The 17926-nt window shown below is 62.2% G+C and carries 16 protein-coding genes, 1 tRNA gene and 1 pseudogene; 8 read left to right on the forward strand and 10 right to left on the reverse strand.

Annotated features, from left to right (window positions below):
• The first annotated feature begins 206 nt into the window (after positions 1–206).
• A complete protein-coding gene (locus P9292_RS43260; RefSeq protein WP_409015191.1) occupies positions 207–320 on the forward strand; it encodes a hypothetical protein in 114 nt (37 codons plus the stop codon).
• Positions 321–681: 361 nt separating this feature from the next.
• Positions 682–1158: a cyclic pyranopterin monophosphate synthase MoaC gene (gene moaC / locus P9292_RS23340; protein ID WP_309841509.1), complete on the forward strand. Its 477-nt coding sequence runs from the start codon at positions 682–684 to the stop codon at positions 1156–1158.
• 27 nt (positions 1159–1185) lie between these two features.
• On the opposite strand, the gene P9292_RS23345 is transcribed toward moaC, so the two are convergent.
• The 8 genes from P9292_RS23345 to recA all read right to left on the reverse strand — a co-directional run bounded on the left by P9292_RS23345 (position 1186) and on the right by recA (position 10382).
• Positions 1186–2994, reverse strand: a complete 1809-nt coding sequence (locus P9292_RS23345; RefSeq protein WP_309961467.1) for a Wzy polymerase domain-containing protein — start codon at positions 2992–2994, stop codon at positions 1186–1188.
• Between the two features lie 187 nt (positions 2995–3181).
• Entirely contained in the window at positions 3182–3778 is a 597-nt protein-coding gene (locus tag P9292_RS23350; protein ID WP_409015192.1) for a pilin, read from the reverse strand.
• Positions 3779–3990: 212 nt separating this feature from the next.
• Positions 3991–4701, reverse strand: coding sequence for a TerC family protein (locus P9292_RS23355; RefSeq protein WP_244827137.1), 711 nt, complete (start codon positions 4699–4701; stop codon positions 3991–3993).
• 110 nt (positions 4702–4811) lie between these two features.
• Positions 4812–5693, reverse strand: coding sequence for a succinate--CoA ligase subunit alpha (gene sucD, locus P9292_RS23360; protein WP_159835338.1), 882 nt, complete (start codon positions 5691–5693; stop codon positions 4812–4814).
• A 107-nt stretch (positions 5694–5800) separates the two neighbouring features.
• Complete coding sequence (sucC, locus tag P9292_RS23365; RefSeq protein ID WP_309845133.1) at positions 5801–6982, reverse strand: ADP-forming succinate--CoA ligase subunit beta; 1182 nt, start codon at positions 6980–6982, stop codon at positions 5801–5803.
• An 81-nt stretch (positions 6983–7063) separates the two neighbouring features.
• Complete coding sequence (locus P9292_RS23370) at positions 7064–7669, reverse strand: DUF2889 domain-containing protein (RefSeq protein WP_250463302.1); 606 nt, start codon at positions 7667–7669, stop codon at positions 7064–7066.
• A gap of 490 nt (positions 7670–8159) precedes the next feature.
• Positions 8160–8861 (reverse strand): recombination regulator RecX, encoded by a 702-nt coding sequence (gene recX, locus P9292_RS23375; protein ID WP_409015193.1) that lies wholly within the window; start codon positions 8859–8861, stop codon positions 8160–8162.
• A gap of 453 nt (positions 8862–9314) precedes the next feature.
• Positions 9315–10382: a recombinase RecA gene (gene recA, locus P9292_RS23380; protein WP_284502972.1), complete on the reverse strand. Its 1068-nt coding sequence runs from the start codon at positions 10380–10382 to the stop codon at positions 9315–9317.
• A gap of 258 nt (positions 10383–10640) precedes the next feature.
• Between recA and P9292_RS23385 the strand changes: the two genes are divergently transcribed.
• The 6 genes and pseudogenes from P9292_RS23385 (at position 10641) to P9292_RS23410 (ending at position 16649) form a co-directional block, all read left to right on the forward strand.
• Positions 10641–11381: a response regulator transcription factor gene (locus P9292_RS23385; protein WP_309961474.1), complete on the forward strand. Its 741-nt coding sequence runs from the start codon at positions 10641–10643 to the stop codon at positions 11379–11381.
• A gap of 6 nt (positions 11382–11387) precedes the next feature.
• Positions 11388–12977 (forward strand): sensor histidine kinase, encoded by a 1590-nt coding sequence (locus P9292_RS23390; RefSeq protein ID WP_250525427.1) that lies wholly within the window; start codon positions 11388–11390, stop codon positions 12975–12977.
• A gap of 230 nt (positions 12978–13207) precedes the next feature.
• Entirely contained in the window at positions 13208–14866 is a 1659-nt protein-coding gene (locus tag P9292_RS23395; RefSeq protein WP_244827131.1) for an MFS transporter, read from the forward strand.
• Positions 14867–14964: 98 nt separating this feature from the next.
• Positions 14965–15041: transfer RNA gene (locus tag P9292_RS23400), tRNA-Met, on the forward strand.
• Between the two features lie 317 nt (positions 15042–15358).
• Positions 15359–16028: pseudogene (locus tag P9292_RS23405) on the forward strand (glycine zipper 2TM domain-containing protein).
• Between the two features lie 141 nt (positions 16029–16169).
• Positions 16170–16649: a hypothetical protein gene (locus tag P9292_RS23410; RefSeq protein ID WP_309961478.1), complete on the forward strand. Its 480-nt coding sequence runs from the start codon at positions 16170–16172 to the stop codon at positions 16647–16649.
• Positions 16650–16968: 319 nt separating this feature from the next.
• Here P9292_RS23410 and P9292_RS23415 read toward each other — a convergent pair whose 3' ends face one another.
• Both P9292_RS23415 and bamE read right to left on the reverse strand, forming a co-directional pair.
• Complete coding sequence (locus P9292_RS23415) at positions 16969–17316, reverse strand: hypothetical protein (protein ID WP_244827090.1); 348 nt, start codon at positions 17314–17316, stop codon at positions 16969–16971.
• Between the two features lie 54 nt (positions 17317–17370).
• Positions 17371–17925, reverse strand: coding sequence for an outer membrane protein assembly factor BamE (gene bamE / locus P9292_RS23420; protein WP_244827089.1), 555 nt, complete (start codon positions 17923–17925; stop codon positions 17371–17373).
• Position 17926 lies beyond the last annotated feature (1 nt).

Genomic DNA, 17926 nt, shown 5'->3' on the forward strand with positions numbered 1-17926 from the left:
CCGATTGGCGAAGCGGCTTTCGGCGCCGCCGTAGACGCCGAAGACGCCGTCGGCCAGGTTGGCGGGGGGTGAGGCGGGGACGGTGGTGGTGGTCGCAGTTGCCTTGGGCGTAGTTGCCGTTGCGGTTGCGGTTGTGGTGGGCGCGGTTGTGGTGGGCGCGGTTGCGGTGGGCGCGGTTGTGGTGGGCGCGTTTGAGGTGCCGGCGTTTGCGGTGGTCGCGTTTGCGGTGGTCGCGTTTGCGTTGGTCGCGTTTGCGTTGGTCGCGTTTGCGGCGATCGCATTTGCGGTGGTCGCATTTGCGTTGGTCGCATTTGCGGTAATCGCATTTGCGGTAATCGCATTTGCGGCGGTCGCGTTTGCGGCGGTCGCGGTCACGTTCGCGGCGGTCGCGTTTGCAGCGCCCCTTGCGCCCGCCTTCGCCGAATCATCCACGCGAGCCACGGACGCACCAACCTGCGCCAACGCAACGGGCGGCATGGCGAGACTCAGGCACAGCACGAAAATGAGCGCACGGCTCGAACGTGTCAGATTCATGGCGCGAAACCGGCGTCGGCGAGCCGGTCAGCTTGATGACGAAAACGGGCTTATCGTATCAAGTGTTCGGCGCTCGGCGGTGGATTGAATCGGACCGAAGACGCCGTATCGCGCTGGTATGATGAGCGCCCGTTCGAAGGAGAGGCTATGTCCGGACTCACACATTTCGATGCCGCCGGCGAGGCGCACATGGTCGATGTCGGCGACAAGGGCGAGACACGCCGCATCGCCGTCGCGCGCGGTTCCATCGCCATGCTCGATGGCACGCTGGCGCTGATCCGCGAAGGCCGCGCGAAGAAAGGCGACGTGCTGGGCGTCGCGCGCATCGCCGCTATTCAAGGCGCGAAGCGCACGGCCGACCTGATTCCGCTGTGTCATCCACTTGCGCTGACGCGCGTGGCGGTGGATTTCAGCATCGACGAAACGCTACCTGGCGTGCACTGCGAAGTGCGTGTGGAAACGGTCGGGCGCACCGGCGTGGAAATGGAAGCGCTCACCGCCGTGCAGATCGGCTTGCTGACGATCTACGACATGTGCAAGGCGGTGGATCGCGGCATGACGATCAACAATGTGAAGGTGCTGGAGAAGCATGGCGGGAAGTCGGGGGATTGGGTGGCGGCGTAGTCCTCGCGCCCGGAGCCGACGCCGACCTCACTCGTCATCGTCGTCATCATCGGCAGTGGCGCCCCCAACCCCCGGCTCTCCATACAACTTCACCAGATCCGCCTTGAAAGAAGCCAGCGGCTTCCCCGTCTCATCGATGAGCTGATAAACCGACGCCAGTTGCTTCGGCCAGTCATGCAGTTGGGTCGCGAAAATCTTGAGCTTCGCCATCGTGTCCAGCGCTTCGTCGCGCTGACCAGCAAGCGCCTGCAGCACCGCATATCGCCGCAACACCGTCTCGCCCGGCAGTAACGCAATCGCCTTGCGATGCATCGCGAGCTTCTCTTCGAGGTTCTGCGCGTTGATCGGCACGAGCGTGGCCGCGCCGTATTCGCCCCACGCGGTGAAGAGGAACGAAGGATCGTCCCGATACTGCTCCGCCGGCCGCGATCCGTAGTAAAGCACCTCGGCCCGATGATAGTCGAGCATCACCGGATACAACGCCGCCAGCCCGCCCACCACGAGCACCACGTACACGCCGAACGACAACGGCTTCGCCACCAGCCGCAACGGCCGCGTCTCCAGCAAGCCGATCAAGAGCATCGCCGGCATCAAAAAGAACATGTATTGCTGCGGATATTCAACCAACGCATGCATCAGCAGAACGCCAAGCAGCGAAAGCCCGAAAATGCGCGCGGGCGTCTGCGGCGCGCGCAGCACGCGAATCAGCCAGAAGACGAACCCCAGCACCAGAATGCCGAGGCCCAGCGCGCCCGTCTTCGCGAGCAAATCGATGAAGATGTCATGCGCATTGTTCGCGATCTCGACGCCGCCCAGCTCGCGCACCATGTCGAACTGATAGCGCGGAAACTCGCCCCAGCCGACGCCGAGGATGGGATGCGTATGGAACATCGTCCAGCCGTATTTCCACAACGCAAGGCGCGGCGCGATCTGATTGGCGTCCTGCATGCGCTCGGCGGCCGATTGCGCGAGGTCGAAGTGGAAGCGCACGTTGGCCCAGCGCACCGCCGCGTTCACCGCGAAGAACACGAGCGCGAGCACCACCGGCATGAGCCACGCGCGAAGATCGCGGCGGCCGGGTCCGTCGAAACCTTCCGCCGCTGCCGGCCGCCCCTGCACGAACGCCATCCAGAATCCGGCGACGACGATCACCGCCATCTGCAACCAGGGTCCGCGCGAAACGGTCAGCGCATGTCCTAGCGAAAACACCGCCGTCAGCGCGAGCCACACGATAACGGGCAAACGCCGCGTTTGCACGAAGTACAGCGCGCCCGCCATCGCGAAGGCGATCACCGTCGCGAGGTGATTTGCCTGCGCCATGTTGCCGAACGGCCGCCGTTCGGTCATCACGTTATAAGCGACGACAAACGGCGTGAACTTCACCTCCAGATGCAGCAACTGCACGATCTGGCAGAAGACCGCGAACAGACCGCCCGCCATGAGCGCGGCCGCGCCGATGCGCAACGCCTTCTCCGACAAACCCGCGCGCACGAGCCCGTAGCCGGTATGCACCGCGATGAACGAGGCGAGCAGATACGCGCCGCCGAGCCAGTTCATCGAAGGCTGCGATACCGGCAGCAACACCGTCTGAGCGATGAGCAGCACGCCGAACGCAAGCGGCATGAGCGCAACGACCGGCGAGGCGAACGACACGCGCGGCTCCGACACGCGCACGAGCAGCGCGACCGTCGCCCCGAGCGCCAAGTAAAGCGCCAGCGCGCTGTATTCGGCGTAGAAGGTCGGAATCGGGTACGTGTGGTTGACGACGCCAAACGGCAAGGTCAACGCAAGGCACAGAACGGCAAAACAAAGGTAGCGCGCGTATTGAGAAGGCATGAGGGGCTGTGAACGTCGGCAACCGGCGCACTATACAAAACTTTGCTGCCCATGTCCGGTACACAGCCCGATTTGCGACGAAATCCCCGCGTTTCCAACAAAAAATCCCCGCACCTGACCGCTTCTTGCCGATGGCAGACGAGCGATGCCGACGCACCGCTCGTCTGCCCGTCGTCAGCGATGCACGTCAGCCACGGCATTCCGCCGGCGCGAGATTGGCGGGCAAGCTCGGTGCCTCCGCGGGCGACGGTCCCGCGCCCGGCGCCGGCAACGACGACGCCGCCTTGCCGCCCGCGAAGCATTCCCACGTCAAGGTGCCTGCCTGCACCGATCCGCGCGCGAGCGACACGCGGGCCGTCGGAGTCTCGGCGTTGTCGGGCGTGGATGGCACGAGCACGAGCGTGTTCGATCCTGCTGGTGCGACGCGTGTCGAATAGGCAATCGTGATCTGGCCGTTGTCGCTGTCGATGTGGATCGAGTCGACGTTGCGCGTGCCTGGCGGCGAGGCATATCCGCTTGCGAGATCGGCCGCGCTCGCCGCGTTCTCGGCCACGGCAAGCCGCGCCGATGCCGCGAGCGACAAGCCCTCGCCCACCCGGCTGCGCGCCAGATAATCCTGATACGCGGGAATCGCATACGCGGCCACCACGCCGACGATCGCCAACACGATCATCAGTTCGATCAGGGTGAAACCTCGCGTCGCCGCGTCGCCGGCAGAGCGCAGCCAGCCGGGCATCGCGCGCCAGGCGCGCGGCGAATTCGTGTTGCAGGTGATCGTTGTCATCGGTACTCCCAAAAGGACAAAAAGCGCCCGGATGCATGATGCAATCCAGACGCTTCGATCTTATTCAGGGAGCTTTAGCGGTGACAGTCGGCCGAATGGCTAACGTGGGTCTTGGGGTGAGCGTCTTTCGGTAAAGGCCTCAGTGTGAGCGCGTTTCCGGTCAACGCGATTCGGCGGAGTGCGCCTCAATCACCCCACTGCATAGAACAACCTCACCCCGGCGCCCGTTTTCCACTGGCGAGCGCGCGCCGCTTGATCAGCACGCCCGCCGCGACCACGAAAATCGCGCCCACCGCTCGCGCGATATACCCGACGAGCTCGGTGTTCAGCTCGGGCCATCGATCGATGAAGGGATCGTCGATGATCAAGCCGCCCGCGATCCACCCGAGCAACGCCGCGCCGAAGAGCACGATGACCGGAAAGCGATCGAGCAGCTTCAGCACCAGCGTGCTGCCCCACACGATGAGCGGAATGCTCACCACCAGCCCGAAGACGACGAGCGTGAAGCGATGCCGCGGGTCCGCCGCCTCCGCCGCGCCCGCAATGGCGATGACGTTGTCGAGGCTCATCACGGCGTCCGCGATGACGATGGTCTTGACCGCTGTCCAGAGCTTGTCCGACGCGTTGATCTCGTGCGCGTCGTGGTCGGGCTGCATCAGCTTCACGCCGATCCACAGCAGCAGGATGCCGCCGACGAACTTGAGGAACGGGATATCGAGCAGAAACACCGCGAACGCGATCAGCACGACGCGCAGCACGATGGCGCCGAGCGTGCCAAGCAAGATGCCACGCGTGCGCTGGCCGTCGGGCAAACCGCGACAGGCGAGCGCGATCACGACCGCGTTGTCGCCACCGAGCAGAATGTCGATGACAATGATCTGAAGCACCGCGCCCCAATGGAGCGTCGCAAAAAAATCGAGCATGTAGTAATAAAAAAAGCGAGGAAGCCAACGCTCCCTCGCTTTCTATTCGGCGGTTACGAAAGGATTCGGTAAGAGTACCAAACCCCAGGCCGTTCTGCCGATAAACCCGCTTAGATCACTGACTTCAACAGACGACCCATTTCCGACGGGTTCTTCGTGACCTTGATGCCGCACGCGTCCATGATTTCGAGCTTGGCATCGGCCGTGTCCGCGCCGCCCGAGATCAGCGCGCCTGCGTGACCCATGCGCTTGCCCGGAGGCGCCGTGACGCCCGCGATGAAGCCAACCACCGGCTTCTTCATGTTGTCCTTGATCCAGTAAGCGGCGTTCGCTTCGTCCGGACCGCCGATCTCGCCGATCATGATGACGGCGTCCGTTTCCGGATCGTCGTTGAACATCTTCATCACGTCGATGTGCTTGAGACCGTTGATCGGATCGCCGCCAATACCGACCGCCGACGACTGGCCAAGACCCAGCGCCGTCAACTGACCCACTGCTTCATACGTCAGCGTGCCCGAGCGCGATACCACGCCGATGCGACCCTTGCGGTGGATGTGACCCGGCATGATGCCGATCTTCAGTTCGTCCGGCGTGATCGTGCCGGGGCAGTTCGGTCCGAGCAGCAGCGTCTTGCGATTTTCGCGGCGCATGCGGTCCTTGATTTCCAGCATGTCGCGAACCGGAATGCCTTCCGTGATGCAGATGGCGAGATCGAGATCGGCCTCGACGGCTTCCCAGATCGCGGCGGCGGCGCCCGCGGGCGGAACGTAGATCACCGATACGGTTGCGCCCGTTTCGGCCTTCGCTTCCTTCACGCTCGCGTAGATGGGGATGCCTTCGAAATCTTCGCCGGCCTTCTTCGGGTTCACGCCCGCGACGTACGCTTCGCGGCCGTTCGCGTATTCGCGGCAGGCGCGCGTATGGAACTGACCGGTCTTGCCGGTGATGCCCTGCGTGATGACCTTCGTGTCTTTGTTGATCAGAATCGACATGTAGTGACCTCTGTTCGTTTGGCGTCGCGACGCTTTCTCATATGGAAAGCCCGCGCCGCCATTCGTGTCTGGTGGAACGCTCTTGTCAGACTAGGAAGCGGGCGCGCTTACTTGCCTTCGGCCGCCGCGACGACCTTCTGCGCGGCTTCTTCCATGCTGTCGGCGGAGATGATCGGCAGACCGGAGTCCGCGAGCATCTTCTTGCCGAGGTCTTCGTTCGTGCCCTTCATGCGCACGACGAGCGGCACCTTCAGGTCCACGGCCTTCGACGCGACCATCACGCCTTCCGCGATCACGTCGCAGCGCATGATGCCGCCGAAGATGTTGACGAGGATCGCCTTCAGGTTCGGATTCTTGAGCATCAGCTTGAAGGCTTCGGTTACCTTCTCGGTCGTGGCGCCGCCGCCGACGTCCAGGAAGTTGGCCGGCTCGCCGCCGAACAGCTTGATGGTGTCCATCGTGGCCATGGCCAGACCCGCGCCGTTCACGAGACAGCCGATGTTGCCGTCGAGCGAGATGTACGCGAGGTCGAACTTCGACGCTTCGACTTCAGCCGGATCTTCTTCGTCGAGATCGCGATACGCGACGATTTCCGGGTGACGGAACAGCGCGTTCGCGTCGAAGTTGAATTTGGCGTCGAGCGCGATGACCTTGCCGTCGCCGGTCAGGATCAGCGGGTTGATTTCCGCGAGCGATGCATCCGTCTCGTAGAACGCCTTGTAGAGACCTTGCAGAATGGTGCGTGCTTGCGGCAACGATGCATCGGGAATGCCGATCTTGCGCGCGAGATCGTCCGCTTCGGCGTCCTTCAAGCCCGTGGCGGGATCGACCGGCAGCTTGTGCAGCAACTCGGGCGTCTTTTCCGCGACTTCCTCGATGTCCATGCCGCCTTCGCTCGACGCCATCACGACGACCTTCTGCGATACGCGGTCGAGCACGAGGCCGACGTAAAGTTCCTTCTTGATGTCCGCGCCTTCTTCGATCAGAAGACGGTTCACCTTCTGGCCCTCGGAACCGGTCTGGTGCGTGACGAGCTGCATGCCGAGGATCTGGTTCGCGTATTCGCGGACCTGATCGATCGACTTCGCGACCTTCACGCCGCCGCCCTTACCACGGCCGCCAGCGTGAATCTGCGCCTTGACGACCCATACCGGGCCGCCCAGCTCTTCCGCGGCCTTGACCGCATCATCCACCGAGAACACGGGTTTGCCGCGCGGGACCGCGACGCCGAATTTCCGCAGGATTTCCTTACCCTGGTACTCGTGAATCTTCATGCGTGATTCCTTCAGTCTGAGAGTTGGAGTGAACTTCGATTTGCTGAACCGCTGATTTCATCGATTCTTGTTTGAATGCTGATCGCCGCGTGCGCGCTAGGTATCGCGCGGCTTGGTGTCGTTTGTGCCTGCGCGCTCGAACCAGCGCGGATAGTACTCCTCGACCGCGGGGCCGTCGAAGCGCAATGCGTGACAGCGCCCGAGTTGAAACGGCGGTGTGTCCGATGCTGCCTTTGCGTCCTTCGAATCGAACGGATTACCCGATTCGGTGTTCCAGACCTGACCCGCGAATCCCTGGATGGCGACAGTCGGCAGGACGGCGCACAACTCGGTGAGATGCGTGCAAGCAGCCGCGCCGCCAATACGCTGATTGACTTCGCGGCGAAAATTCTTAAGGAGATTGAGCCCGATGAGCGAGCGATAGGCGGGATTGGACTCGGCGCAGAGACCAGCATAAGGCGCCCACTCCGAGGACGCTTCTGCGTCGACGATAGTGAGTTCGCGGTCGATGGTGATGCGTAGCCAGAGTTCATGGATTGGCTGACCGTAGGGCCGCACGCCCGTCACGAGTTGAAAGTCGCGCGTCTTCTCGTCGGTTAGGACGGCTTCGATGTCCCATAGGCCGTCATCTCGCTCGAACGCTTCAATCCGAATCGCGCGACGATGGCGCAATTGTCGGGAAACGGGCGGGGAAAGAGGCATGCTGGACCAAAGCCGGAACGGGAAAACCGTGGAATTTTAGCATATTGGGTATTTCAAGCCGGGGATGACTCAGGCACCAGAAACGTGCGCGGGGAAAGCTTGAAAGCCTGTGCTTATTAACGCTTCGGCGCGGTGCGGGATTTTCTTCCCGCCTCGGAGCTTGCATGCACGCGGTCGTTTGAAATCACTTCTTACTTTGGTGGACTAGAAGCTCAACACGCGGATGTGGAAACATGAGCCCGAACTCTTTGCATGCGCGCGAAACCTGAGATTACTCAGCGGTCGAAATCCGCCAGCACGACGAGGCAAGCGCGTGGAGCATGGAATAATTAACCTAACGCTTCGCGTGTGAATGGTTTTGAACCACGTCGTGATGGAAAGCGGCTTCGCCATGAGTCCAGCATGTGAAAGCATGAAATGTATGCACGCGGCGCTCGGGCAATCACATGGTGCTCGAGTGCGCCCGCACTGAACTAGACGGCGTTCGCCATCAATCGTCGATGACTTCGTCGGTCCAGTCTTCGTCGCTTCCCTTCAACACCTTGCTGATCGTGCTCATGGAGAAGCCGCGCGCCGCGAGAAAGCGCGCTTGCTTCGCACGCTCCGCGGGCGTTTCCGGTACGACGCCGTACTTCCTCGCCCATACGGACTGCGCTCGCGCGGTTTCGGTCTGCGCGAGTTTGTCGGCGGTTTCGCCGATGAGCGTCTCTCCCACTGCATGACGCTTCAATTCGTGGATGATCCGGCTGCCGCCCATGCGCGCCGCTCTTCGATGCACGACGCTTTCGACAAAGCGCTCGTTCGAGAGCCAGCCGTCGCGTTCGAGGCTATCGAGCAGTGTTTCGAGCGAATCGGCTTCTTCGACGTAGGGTCGCAACTTGCGCGATAACTCCGCGCGGCTATATTCCCGACGAGACAGGTAAGCGAGCGCGCGTCCTTTGAGCGAACGTTGCGGACGTCTGGAATCTTTGACTTCGGCAGCGGAAGTTTTGCGAGCGCGTTGACTTGAACGGCTGTAGACCGATTCGGATGCCGTGCTGACGCCTGCATCCGGCGCGCACTGCTCGAAGGGCTCGAAAGGATCGGCGTCTTCGAAGGCGTCGATTGCAGATGATTGGTTTGGATTGGCAATCCGGCTTACCAAGGGTGACGCGTTCTGCGCACGGTTGGTCGCCAGAGTCGGCGTTTCCACTGCCGGCTTGGAGGTTGCGTTCCTCGACGGTGCGTTGCCCTCACGAATGGACGCTGCCTGCATCAGCAACGCGCGGGCTTGCTCCAGACGCGCCCGGCGATCTTCGGACGACGATGTCTGACTTTCCCGGACAGCAGCAGCATCAACATCGGCCGCCCTTGCGTCCAACTCAGCAGCATCACGCGCATTCACCGGCAACTCTCGCCGCCAGCCACCACGCAACGCCTTCGCCGAATCGCGCGACTGAGTGTCACGCGACTGAGGATCACTCGCGCCGTTCGGATCATCAGAACCAGCAGACCGCCCGAACCTTCCGTCCGTTCTGCCAGCCTTCGATCCGAACCGGCGCTTCAACATCGTCAGTGACCAAGTGAGTATCTAAACAACGAGACGACGACTACGTGACGACTGCGCGACGACCACGTGACGACCACGTAACGATTAAGCGACAACTCACTCGTCCGCCACCGTGGCGCCCGGCGCCACGGCGTCAGCCATTGCTGCCACGCCGAGCGACTCGCGGATCTTGTTCTCGATCTCGCGGGCGATGTCCGGGTTCTCGCGCAGGAATTCACGCGCGTTGTCCTTGCCCTGACCAATACGCTCGCCGTTATAGCTGTACCAGGCACCTGCCTTGTCGACCAGCTTGGCCTGCACGCCCAGGTCGATGATCTCGCCCTGACGCGAAATGCCTTCGCCATAAAGAATGTCGAAAATGGCTTCGCGGAACGGCGGCGAGACCTTGTTCTTCACGACCTTCACGCGCGTTTCGTTGCCGATGACTTCGTCGTTCTTCTTGATGGAACCAATACGGCGAATGTCCAGGCGCACCGACGAATAGAACTTCAGCGCGTTGCCGCCCGTGGTGGTTTCCGGGTTGCCGAACATCACGCCGATCTTCATGCGGATCTGGTTAATGAAGATGACGAGGCAGTTCGTACGCTTGATGGTGCCGGTCAGCTTGCGCAGCGCTTGCGACATCAGGCGCGCTTGCAAACCAGGCAGCGAGTCGCCCATTTCGCCTTCGATTTCCGCCTTCGGCACGAGCGCCGCGACGGAGTCGATGACGATCATGTCGATGGAGCCGGAGCGCACCAGCGCATCCGCGATTTCCAGTGCCTGCTCGCCCGTGTCCGGCTGCGAGATCAGCAGTTCCTGCGCATTCACGCCGAGCTTCTGCGCGTATTGCACGTCGAGCGCGTGTTCCGCGTCGATAAACGCCGCCGTGCCGCCGACCTTTTGCATCTCGGCGATCACCTGCAGCGTGAGCGTGGTCTTGCCCGACGATTCGGGCCCGTAGATTTCCACGACACGGCCGCGCGGCAAGCCGCCGACGCCAAGCGCGATATCCAGACCGAGCGACCCTGTCGAGACCACCTGAATGTCTTCCACCACCTCGCCTGCGCCGAGCCGCATGATCGACCCTTTGCCGAATTGCTTTTCGATCTGCGCGAGCGCGGCGGCCAATGCCTTGCCCTTCTCCGCAGTCATGCCAGCCGGGCCTTTCTTGCTTTCTTCCATGAATCGTCCTTTGCTATGATGAACGGCGTCTGAGGCGGGTGCCGGCAAGCTCGAAACGAACTCGAGCCCGTCTGTAGCACTCCCGCAGACACTGTATAAAAAAACAGTAGTTTTTGCAAGCCCGATCGCGCGACGCAGTCTTTTTTCCACGCCGCGCGCACCGCGCAAAAACCGCAAAACACCTGGAGACCGCCGCGCCGGGCGAAATGCGGTGTCGGCAATGACTGCGCTTTGCCGCGCACGAAGGCGCACAACACGATGCGAATCCTCATTGCCGAAGACGACAGCATACTCGCGGACGGTCTCATTCGATCACTCCGCCAATCGGGATACGCCGTCGACCATGTGAAGCATGGCGTCGAGGCAGATACCGCCCTTTCGCTGCAAACTTTCGACCTCCTGATTCTCGATCTCGGCCTGCCGCTCATGCCCGGTCTGGAGGTGCTGCGCCGCCTGCGAGCACGCAATTCGCAGATGCCGGTTTTGATCCTGACGGCGGCCGACAGTGTCGACGAACGCGTGAAGGGACTCGACCTCGGCGCCGATGACTATATGGCCAAACCCTTCGCGCTCAACGAGCTCGAAGCGCGCGTTCGAGCGTTGACGCGACGCGGCGCGGGTGGCGGTCCGACTGTCGTGAAGCATGGTTCGCTGGCGTTCGACCAGGTCGGACGCGTCGCGCATATCAGCGAGCAAGTCGTAGACCTGTCCGCGCGCGAACTCGGCGTGCTCGAAGTGCTGCTCCAGCGCATCGGGCGGCTCGTGTCGAAGGAACAGCTCGTGAATCATCTATGCGAGTGGGGTGAAGAAGTAAGCAACAACGCAATCGAGGTCTACGTGCACCGCTTGCGCAAAAAAATCGAAGCGAGCGGCGCGCGCATCATCACGGTGCGCGGGCTCGGCTACACGCTGGAAAAAGCCGTCGCCACCGTCGACAACGGCGCCGTTGCCCAACCCGCGGCGAGCGATTCCCTGCCCGCCAGCCCTCAATACAAGTAGCCGCGCATGGCGTCGCCCGTTTCCACCGAACCAAGCGAAGCCGGGCACGGACACGACCACGCCGCCACCGAAAGCGACACCGACGCCAAGCGCGACGCGCGCTACGCCAACCCGTTCGCGCCTCCCGACGAACTCGAACCCGACAACGAAACGCATCCGCGCTCGCTCTTCGGCGAGATTCTCGACTGGATGCTTGCGCCGCTTCTGCTGCTCTGGCCGATGAGCATCGCGGTGACGTATCTGGTCGCAAAGTCGATTGCCAACGGTCCGTTCGACCGCGCGCTCGAAGCCGACGTCTACATGCTCGCGCGCCAAATCCAGCCGGTGAACGGCGTCGCCGAACTGCGTCTACCCGATGTCACGCGCGATTTCCTGCGCGCCGACAACGTCGACAGCGTGTTCTTTCAAGTGCTCGGCACGCGCGGCGAACTGGTCGGCGGCGACCGTGACATGCCCTTGCCGCATGACGACGATCGTCCGCAGCCGGGCATCGTCGAATTTCGCGACGACGCCCTGCGCGGCAACGACATTCGCGTCGCCTATACGACGGTCGATGTGCCCGGTCTCGCTCCGGGACGCGATCCAGCCGAGACGCAGCCGGTGCTCGTGCAGGTCGCCGAGACGCTGGACAAACGCAGCCAGCTCGCCAACGACATCATCAAAGGCGTGATCCTTCCGCAGTTCGTGATCCTGCCGCTCGCCATCGTGCTCGTGTGGTTCGGCCTCTCGCGCGGGCTCGCGCCGCTGCACGCGCTGCAGTCGAACATTCGCGCGCGGCGTCCGGACGACCTCTCGCCGCTCGAAGCGGCCCGCGCGCCGCCCGAGATCGCGCCGCTCGTGGCGTCGTTCAACGATTTGCTCGTGCGGCTCGAACAGAACATGGAGTTTCAGAAGCGCTTTATCGCCGACGCCGCGCATCAGATGAAAACGCCGCTCGCCGGCCTGCGCATGCAGGCGGAGTTTGCGTTGCGCCAAGAGGTATCGACGGAAGTGCAGCGCTCGCTCGAACAGATCGCCACGAGTTCCGAGCACGCGGCACGGCTCGTCACGCAATTGCTCGCGTTGGCGCGCGCGGAAAATCGCGCGACGGGGCAGATTTTCTCGCACGTCGAACTGACCGATCTCGCGCGGCTCGCCGTGCGCGACTGGGTGCAGGCGGCGCTCGCGAAGGGTATCGATATCGGTTACGAGGAGCCCGCGTATCCCGTCGAAGTAGAGGGCAACGCGGTGATGCTGCGTGAATTGCTGTCGAATCTGATCGATAACGCCATCCGCTACACGCCTCCGAACGGACGCGTGACCGTGCGCGTGCGGACCGGCGAGCACGATCTCGATCACGTTCATCTCGAAGTGGAAGACACCGGACTTGGCATTCCGAGCGCCGAACGCGAGCGCGTGCTCGAGCGTTTCTATCGCATTCTCGGACGCGAGGGCGACGGCAGCGGCCTCGGTCTCGCCATTGTCAAGGAGATCACGGCGATGCACGGCGGCACGCTCGTCATCGAAGATCATGTGTATCAGGAAGCGCCGCGACTGGCCGGAACGCTGGTTCGCGTGAGCTTACAGCGGGTTTTTCCTATGCGGGACAAACCCTGAGGCGGCTCAGCGCCCAACACCTCGGCAAACAACATAAAACGCGCATTGACGCAAGAATGAGCGAGATAAAAAGAAATTAGCAGATGGTTAGCCGAAGATGTACTTTATGCGCCGATTCGACACGTATCCGGGCGAGTCAGAACGCCGTAAGTTTTCGTTCCAATAATCGTTGCACCGGAGCGCCTCGGGCGTTTCCGACACGTACGCGAATTCAAATCAGGAGACGATTCATGGCTACGGTTGAGGGGCGCATTTCCCACGCACCGATGACGAGCGAGGAAAGGAAGGTCATCTTCGCTTCGTCGCTCGGCACGGTGTTCGAGTGGTACGACTTTTATCTGGCGGGCTCGCTTGCCATCTACATCAGCAAGACGTTCTTCTCGGGCGTCAATCCGACCGCTGGCTTTATCTTCACGCTGCTCGGCTTCGCGGCGGGTTTCGCGGTGCGTCCGTTCGGCGCGATCGTGTTCGGGCGGCTCGGCGATATGGTCGGGCGCAAATACACTTTCCTCGTGACCATCGTCATCATGGGTCTGTCGACGTTTCTGATCGGCTTCCTGCCCGGCTACGCGACCATAGGCATTGCGGCGCCGGTCATCTTCATCGCGATGCGCTTGCTGCAGGGCCTCGCGCTCGGCGGCGAGTACGGCGGCGCGGCGACCTACGTCGCGGAGCACGCACCGGCCAACAAGCGCGGCGCATGGACCGCGTGGATCCAGACCACGGCGACGCTTGGCCTTTTCATCTCGCTGATCGTGATTCTGGCGGTACGCACGATGGTTGGCGAAGAACAGTTCGGTGCCTGGGGCTGGCGTATTCCGTTCCTCGTGTCGATCCTGCTGCTCGCGGTGTCGGTGTGGATTCGCATGAAGCTGCATGAATCGCCGGTGTTCGAGCGCATCAAGTCCGAAGGCAAGACTTCGAAGGCGCCGCTGACCGAAGCGTTCGGCGAATGGAAGAACCTGAAGATCGTGTTGCTGGCGCTGTTCGGTTTGACGGCGGGTCAGGCGGTCGTGTGGTACACGGGGCAGTTCTACTCGCTCTTCTTCCTCACGCAAACCCTCAAGGTCGATGGCACCAGCGCGAATATCATGGTCGCGGTGGCGCTTTTGATCGGCACGCCGTTCTTCGTGTTCTTCGGGTCGCTTTCGGACCGGATCGGCCGCAAGCCGATCATCATGGCGGGCTGCCTGATCGCCGCGTTGAGCTTCTTCCCGCTCTTCAAGGCGCTCGCGCACTACACCAACCCGACGCTCGAAGCCGCCACGCAGAAGTCGCCGATTGTCGTGATCTCCAACCCGGACGAGTGCTCGTTCCAGTTCAATCCGGTGGGCACGTCGAAGTTCACGTCGTCGTGCGATATCGCGAAGAGCGCGCTGTCCAAGGCCGGTCTCAACTACGAAAACGTCGCGGCACCGGCGGGCACGCTCGCGCAGATCAAGGTGGGCGAAACGGTGGTGAACACCTACGACGGCAAGGCGGCCGACGCGAAGGCACAAGGCGCGGCCTTCGACAAGACGCTTGCCGGCACGTTGAAGAGCGCGGGCTACCCGGCGAAGGCCGATCCGGCGCTCATCAACTGGCCGATGGCGATCGTCGTTCTGACCATCCTCGTGATCTTCGTGACGATGGTCTACGGCCCGATCGCGGCAATGCTGGTCGAGATGTTCCCGGCGCGAATTCGCTACACGTCGATGTCGTTGCCGTATCACATCGGCAATGGCTGGTTCGGTGGATTTCTTCCTGCGACGGCTTTCGCTATCGTCGCCGCGAGAGGCGATATCTATTCGGGCTTGTGGTATCCGATTGTGATTGCGCTGGCGACGTTCGTAATCGGCATGTTGTTCGTCAAGGACACGCGCAAGACGAATGTCTATGACGAAGATTGATGACGATGGTGCTTTCCTGGCGCTTTCCTGCCGCTTGAATAAAACGAGCGGCAGGGGTTGACAGCGGTTTCACCTATCGCCATAATCTCGCTTCTTTCGGCGAATTAGCTCAGTCGGTTAGAGCGACGGAATCATAATCCGCAGGTCCGGGGTTCGAATCCCTGATTCGCCACCAGCATCAAAAGAAGCCGCTGTTCCGCAAGGATCAGCGGCTTTTTGCTTTCGGCGCGCTTCCCGGCATGCCAGCGTTCCGTCTTCGCGCATAACCGGCGCCTTTCCGCATCTCGTTGGTTTTCGCGCTCGTCGCCATGACACTCGACACGCGTGACTTGCCCGCCGCGAAGTGACGCGACGCTTCAAACGCCTCCTCGTTCGAATCAAGCGGAGATGTTTGCTTACAAATGTCACACCGAACGCGTCCACCGGGTAGCAAACGCGGCGTTATAGCAGGCAGGCATCAATGCCTTGCAAGCACTCAACGGAGACGCTGCCATGAACGCCGTACCCCAGTTCGATCAAAAGCCCTCACGTATTCATCCGCTCATGGCGGCGGCGGCCGTCTCGGTGATCCTCGCTTGCGGTACAGGCGTGGCCGCGATGACCGGCCTTCTGCCGTCATCGAAAGCCACCGCGACGGCCGTGACGGCTTCGCCGCTGGTAGATGCGCAAGTCGCCAAGGCGTCGCCCGCAAGCGCGCCGGCTCTGACTGGAAGCGACGCGGATCGATTGCCGCGTGCGGTTCGCGGGCATCACTTGAAACCGGCGTCGACGACGGCACATAGCGTGGCGGCCGCGGCGCCCGCAGCGGTCGAAGCCCAACCGGCGTACGATCCGTATGCCCGGCCAGGTCATGGCGGTGAACGCGGTGCAGACCGCGCAACCCACCACGGGTCTCGGTGCAATAGGCGGCGCGGTCGTCGGCGGTTTGGCGGGGACGCAGATCGGTAACGGTCGCGGACGCACGGCGGCGACGATCATCGGCGCACTTGGCGGCGGGCTCGCGGGCAATCAGATCGAACATGTCGTCCACAAGACGACGACGTATCAGGTGCAAGTCCGCATGAACGATGGCAGCGTGCGCAGCTTCAATTACGACAGCGCGCCCGGCGTCGCGGTCGGCGAGCGAGTGCGCGTGGCGGGTGAATCGCTGAGCCCGGCTTGAGAACGGCGCGCCTTTGCATAGCCTGACGCGTCTTAAGACAACACTAATTATCGAGTGCGATGATGTTTCCATGCTCATTGCACGAAGCGTCCCGGCCCGCCGGTTCGGGTGCGCGAGCAAGAACCTGTTCCGGAGAATTCCGTGAAGAAAAAATCGACGAATATGAAGTCCGGCCGTCCTGCCATGTCGCCGCTGTTGCGCGCGCTGACCTATAGCCGCGCCGCCCGCGAACCGATGACCAACGCCATGCTGCTTCAAGCCTATGCCGCACTCGACGCCCTCCGGCGCGGACACGGCTCGAAGCCGCTTTTCATGGCGCTGTGCCGGCATCTGCTGATCGCGGAAGAACTCGGCCAGCTCGGTCACGTGACGGATCACGCCGACGACATCACCGCAGCCTACGAAGCGCTCGTCGAACTGGACGAGCGGCACATCGGCACGGGCGAGTGGACGCTCGACGACGCGGCGCACGCCAACCTGTGCGATGCACTCGCCATCTATGCCGACCAGCTCGAAGACGCGACGCTCGAACACATCGCGCAAGCCGAAGCACGCATGGTCACGCAATCGCTCGTCGCGGCGAACTTGCGTCACGAGGCCAAACACGAAGAACTGGCTTAGTCGAAAGCCGATCGGACGGTTAAGGGTTTATCCGCCACGCATCTTGCTTGCGTGTGTTCGAGAACGAACACTCATACAAAACCGTTGCCTCGATACTGTGTCTGCGCACGGGGGAAGTCGATTCAAGCGCAAACGGACCACAAAGAAGATGGGCGGCATTCGACCGAGTTGTGGGTAAAGGCACAGGCGCGCCAGGCAGGTAACGAATAAAGAGCGCACGGTTTTGCCAACAGCCCGGCGAGTAGCAGGCGAACCACGCCATCGCTCCGACAAAGAAGCTCAAAAGCCGGCACTCGCCGGCTTTTCTTTTTTGCGCGACTCAGCGGTACTTCGAGAACACCGTCCGGCCGCACTCCGCACACCATGAACGCTGCGCGGATTCGATATCCGCATCCCAGACGTGTCCCCACGCGCATCGCCAGGAAGGCGGCGCCTTGATGTCGGCACGGCCCGGCGATAACAGCGCACCGCCGCGCATCTGCGCGATGCCATGCAAGCGCTGCATCTCGACCTCGCGCCGGTGCGACGCGCAGTTCATGCAACGAATGTTCTGAGCCGCATCTACCGCGTCGTCCCAGTGATGACCACGGTCGCAAGCCCAGAGCGTGAGCGTCGCATCGTTCGCGTCTTGCAGATAACGGTCGCGATAGCGCGCGGCGTCATTCATCAAGGCGTTTCGTCTCTTGTCGTTATTCTGATTGTTCATTGCCTCTGCAACCTCTCAATGACGTCCGCCGCCCTCCGCCTCCGAGCGCGAAGTCGTCACCACGATGCCGTTCGGGTCGAAATGCGCGTTGAACATGGCGTCGCGATTCACGCCATCTTCGAGCCAGTGCCAACTCCACACGCGTTCCTGCTTCAGTCGATACTCCGCGACGGTGGTCGGCTTGCCAAGCAACCGGCGCACTTCATCCTGCGTCATGCCGGGCCTTACCTTCGCGATATTCGCCGCGGTCAGAACCTGCGTCACCGACACGAAGAGTCCGTCGGCGTCGAGGTCGACGAAATAGGTGTTCGTTCCCGCCGGGCCGCGCGGATATTCGAGCCGCTTGGAACCGTCGGTGAAAGTCCGTTCGATTTCCGGGTCGCCCATCTGACTGCGAATCTGCGCCTCGGTCGTGACGCCAGGCTGCAAATCCTTCAGCAGCAGATTGTCGGGCTTCACGGCATTGAAAATTGCCTTGAGCTTGTTCAACCCATCCTCGCTTTGCTGCTGATCGCAGCCAGCAAGCAATGACAGCGCGACACATGCCGCGCCCATGACTTTCTTCACCATC

The organism is Caballeronia sp. LZ001 (assembly GCF_031450875.1).
In the GTDB taxonomy this organism is placed as follows: Bacteria; Pseudomonadota; Gammaproteobacteria; order Burkholderiales; family Burkholderiaceae; genus Caballeronia.

Excerpts from the sequence above, each read along its gene's own strand:
- P9292_RS23345 (WP_309961467.1), bottom strand. The coding sequence starts at position 2,994 with ATGCCTTCTCAATACGCGCGCTACCTTTGTTTTGCCGTTCTGTGCCTT.
- sucD (WP_159835338.1), bottom strand. The coding sequence starts at position 5,693 with ATGTCGATTCTGATCAACAAAGACACGAAGGTCATCACGCAGGGCATC.
- P9292_RS23390 (WP_250525427.1), top strand. The coding sequence starts at position 11,388 with ATGGCGTCGCCCGTTTCCACCGAACCAAGCGAAGCCGGGCACGGACAC.
- P9292_RS23395 (WP_244827131.1), top strand. The coding sequence starts at position 13,208 with ATGGCTACGGTTGAGGGGCGCATTTCCCACGCACCGATGACGAGCGAG.
- P9292_RS23415 (WP_244827090.1), bottom strand. The coding sequence starts at position 17,316 with ATGAATGACGCCGCGCGCTATCGCGACCGTTATCTGCAAGACGCGAAC.
- P9292_RS23350 (WP_409015192.1), bottom strand. The coding sequence starts at position 3,778 with ATGACAACGATCACCTGCAACACGAATTCGCCGCGCGCCTGGCGCGCG.
- recA (WP_284502972.1), bottom strand. The coding sequence starts at position 10,382 with ATGGAAGAAAGCAAGAAAGGCCCGGCTGGCATGACTGCGGAGAAGGGC.
- P9292_RS23370 (WP_250463302.1), bottom strand. The coding sequence starts at position 7,669 with ATGCCTCTTTCCCCGCCCGTTTCCCGACAATTGCGCCATCGTCGCGCG.
- P9292_RS23385 (WP_309961474.1), top strand. The coding sequence starts at position 10,641 with ATGCGAATCCTCATTGCCGAAGACGACAGCATACTCGCGGACGGTCTC.
- P9292_RS23355 (WP_244827137.1), bottom strand. The coding sequence starts at position 4,701 with ATGCTCGATTTTTTTGCGACGCTCCATTGGGGCGCGGTGCTTCAGATC.
- bamE (WP_244827089.1), bottom strand. The coding sequence starts at position 17,925 with ATGGTGAAGAAAGTCATGGGCGCGGCATGTGTCGCGCTGTCATTGCTT.
- moaC (WP_309841509.1), top strand. The coding sequence starts at position 682 with ATGTCCGGACTCACACATTTCGATGCCGCCGGCGAGGCGCACATGGTC.